Origin of the sequence: Streptomyces phytophilus (genome assembly GCF_013870535.1) — a bacterium.
Classification (GTDB): domain Bacteria; phylum Actinomycetota; class Actinomycetes; order Streptomycetales; family Streptomycetaceae; genus Streptomyces; species Streptomyces phytophilus.
The window spans coordinates 1-3,778 of the sequence record NZ_JACBXC010000575.1; the positions used below are offsets into that span (position 1 = coordinate 1).

The window sequence follows — 3,778 nt, forward strand, 5'->3', positions numbered from 1 at the left end:
GCGGAGGGTGGCCGGGTTCAGCGGCACGCAGAGGTGGTACGGGGACGGGGTGGCGAGGGCGGCGTCGAGGAGCTGGAGGCCGTGCTCGGTGCTGAGCGCGGCGTCGCTGCGGGCCACCTCGCTGTCGCCGAGGTGGCTCGTCAGGTCGGTGGTGTGCTTCCAGTAGCCCCAGGCGAGGCTGGTGGTGGGGAGGCCGTGGTGGGTGCGGTGGTGGGCGAGGGTGTCGAGGTAGGTGTTGGCGGCGGCGTAGTTCGCCTGCCCGGGGTTGCCCAGCGTGCCGGCGGCGGAGGAGTAGAGGACGAAGTGGGCGAGATCCAGGTGCCGGGTCGCCTGGTGCAGGTGGTACGCGCCGTCGACCTTCGGTGCCAGGACCGGGTGCAGCGTGTCCGGGGTGAGCTGCGTGAGGATCGTGTCGTCGAGCACGCCGGGGGTGTGGACGACGGCGGTCAGCGGGTGCCGCTCGTCGACGGAGGCGACGAGGGCGTGCACGGCTTCGGGGTCGGTGGTGTCGCAGGCGGTGACGGTCACCTGGGCGCCGAGCGCGCCGAGTTCCTCGCAGAGGGCGGCGGCGTTGGGGTGGTCGGGGCCGCTTCGTGAGGCGAGGTGCAGGTGGCGTACGCCGTGCTCGGTGACCAGGTGACGGGCCGTCAGGCTGGCCAGCCCACCGGTGCCGCCGGTGATGAGCACGGTGCCGTCCGGGTCGAGCTGCCGGGGGAGCGTGAGGATCAGCTTGCCCGTGTGCCGGGCCTGGCTCAGGTGCCGTAGCGCGTGCGGGGCGTGGCGTACGTCGAAGCAGGTGGTCCGCGGCGGCGTAAGACGGCCCTCGGCGAACAGCTCGGCCAGGTGGACCAGCATCTCCTGGATGCGGTCCGGACCGGCCTCGATCAGGTCGAAGTTCTGGTAGCGGACCCGGTGTTCGGCCTCGACTGTCTGCGGGTCGCGGATGTCGGTCTTGCCCATCTCCAGGAACCGGCCGCCGGGGCGCAGCAGGCGCAGCGACGCGTCGGTGAACTCGTGGGCGAGGGCGTTGAGGACGACGTCGACACCCTGGTTCGGGGTGTGGGTGCGGAAGTGCTCCTCGAAGTCGAGGGACCGGCTGGAGGCGATGTGGTGCTCGTCGAGCCCCTGCGCGTACAGCAGGTGGTGCTTGCCCGGGCTGGCGGTCGCGTAGACGTCGGCGCCCCAGTGGCGGGCGAGTTGGAGCGCGGCGGAGCCGACACCGCCGGTCGCGGCGTGCAGCAGCAGCGACTCCCCGGCTTCCAGGCCGCCGAGGTCCTTGAGCCCGTAGTACGCGGTGAGGTACGCCACCGGGATCCCGGCCGCGTCGGTGAAGGACCACCGCTCGGGGAGGGCGGTGACCATGCGGTGGTCGGTGACCGTCTGCGCGCCGACGCCGTTCGGGAACATGCCCATGACGCGGTCGCCGACGGCGACGTTGGCGACGTCGGCGCCGATCTCGGTCACGACACCGGCGCCCTCGCTGGCGAGCAGCGCCTCGCCCGGGTACATGCCGAGGGTGATCAGGACGTCGCGGAAGTTGAGCCCGATGGCCCGTACCGCGACCCGCACCTGATGCGGTGCCAGCTCCTCGGGGAGCTGCGGGTTGGGCAGGAGGGCCAGGTTGTCGAACGTGCCGGAGGCGGTCTTGTCCAGCCGCCAGGACTGCTCGCCCGCGGGGATCGCCAGCGCGTCGGCGGCGCCGTCGGCGGAGCGGGCCAGCCGGGGGACGAGGAGCTGCTCGTGGCGGACGGCGAGCTGCGGCTCGCCGGTGGCCAGGGCGTCGAGCAGGTGGGGGACGGCGGCGGGGTCGCCGCCGGTGACCGCGTCGGGAGCGGTGTCCGTGTCGACGAGGTGGATGCGGTCCGGGTTCTCGTTCTGGGCGGTACGGACCATGCCCCACAGCGGCGCGTGCGGGAGGTGGACGTCGTCGGCCGGGTTGGTGGCGACGGCGCGGTGGGTGAGGACCGCGAGGCGGCGGTCCGTCCGGTCGTTGGCGGCCAGCCAGCCCTGTAGATGGGTCAGCAGCGCCTCCGCCGCGGCGTGCGCGGCGACGGGGCCGTCCTCCTCGGCGGGAGCGGCGACATACAGGTCCACCCGCTCCGGTGCCACCGGCTCGGCCCGCTCGGCCTGCTCGGCGGCGGTTGCGTTCCAGGCGAGGTGGAACAGGCTGTTGCGCGTAGCGGCGCCCGCGTGGGCGGCACCGGTGAGCGCCGAGGCGTCGACCGGGCGGGAGTTGAGCGCGGTGACGGTCGCGACGGGCGCGCCCGAAGGATCCCAGGTGTGCAGGGTCAGGTCGTGGCCGTGCTCGCCGGTGGGGACGAGGGTGGCGCGCAGATGAGTGGCGCCGGCGGCGTGGACGGTGACGCCGGTCCAGGCGAACGGCAGCCGGAGCCGGCCGTCCGTGTCGTCCTTGCCGAGGTTCTGCGCCGCCAGTGGGTGGAGGGCCGCGTCGAGGAGCGCGGGGTGGATGGTGTGGCCGGAGGCGTCGGTGTCCTCGGGGAGGGCGATCTCGGCGTGGAGGGTGCCGTCGGTGCCGCGCCAGGCGGCGGTGACGCCCTGGAAGGCGGGCCCGTACTCGTAGCCCGCCGCGTGCAGCCGGGGGTAGAGGTCGGTGACCTCCACGGGCTCCGCCCCCGCGGGCGGCCACTGGGTCAGCGCCTGTGCCCGGTCGGCAGCGGCGTCGCCGGCGGTGAGGATGCCGGTGGCGTGGCAGGTCCAGGGCTCCGGCTCGGCGTCGTCGGCGGTGTGGCGGCGCGAGTGGATCGTCACCTGCCACCGGCCCACGCCCTCGCCCTCCGGCCCGGGTTGGGGAGCGGTGGTGACCTGCACGTCGTGGGTGTCGGCCCCGTCCAGGGTGAGCGGCGCGTGCAGCGTCAGCTCTTGCAGGTGGGTGGCGCCGGTGTGGTCGCCGGTGTGCAGGGCGAGGTCCACGAGGGCGGTGCCGGGGAGGAGGGCCGTACCGGCGACGGCGTGATCGGCCAGCCAGGGGTGCGTGTGGAGACCGACCCGGCCGGTGAAGACCGTCGTACCGGCGGAGCCGGCGCCGCCCCCGGTCGTGTCCGCGAGTTGGACGGCGGCACCGAGGAGGGCGTGCGCGGTCCCGAGCTGACCGAGGTCGGTGGCGCTGGTGAGCGCGGCGGGGGCGTCGAGCCAGAAGGGGCGGTGCTGGAACGGGTAGGTCGGGAGAACGGGGACCTTCGCCGCGGTCTCGGGGAGGTGCGGGGCGAGGTCGGCGGGGTGGTGGTGGGCGTGGAGAGCGGTGAGGGCGGCGAGGTGGGTGCGGGCCTCGTCCGGCAGGTGGGGGGTGCTGCGGACGCCGCCGGGGAGGTGGGGGGTGAGGGTGGGGTGGGGTGCCACCTCGGTGAACAGACTGATGGCGTTGTCGTCGGTGAGGTGGGTGATGCCTTGGTGGAAGTGGACGGGTTGGCGGATGTGCTGGGTCCAGTAGGCGGGGTCGTGGTGTTGTTCGGTGGTGGCGGGCTTGCCGGTGACGTTGGAGAGGACGGGGATGTCGGCGTTGCCGAGGGTGTGGCGGGCGAAGAGGTCCGTGAGGTGGGTGGTGAAGGCGTCGAGGATGGGTTCGGTGTGTGCGGTGTGGAAGGCGTGCGCGACCTTCAGCGCCTTGGTGCGAATGCCCGCCTCGGTCAGCTCGCGTGCCAGCTCCTCCAGCGTGTCGAGAGGCCCGGCCAGGGCGGTGGAGACCTCGGAGTTGTACGCGGCGATGGCCACGGAGGGGTGGCGCTGGACGTACAGGGCGAGGGTGTCGGCGTCGGTGTTG

At 73.8% G+C, this 3,778-nt stretch carries 1 protein-coding gene; it reads right to left on the reverse strand.

Annotation, left to right across the window (positions count from 1 at the left end):
* Nucleotides 1-3,778: SDR family NAD(P)-dependent oxidoreductase (locus tag H5J30_RS21545; RefSeq protein ID WP_181789032.1), on the reverse strand; the 3,778-nt coding region annotated here is incomplete at both ends.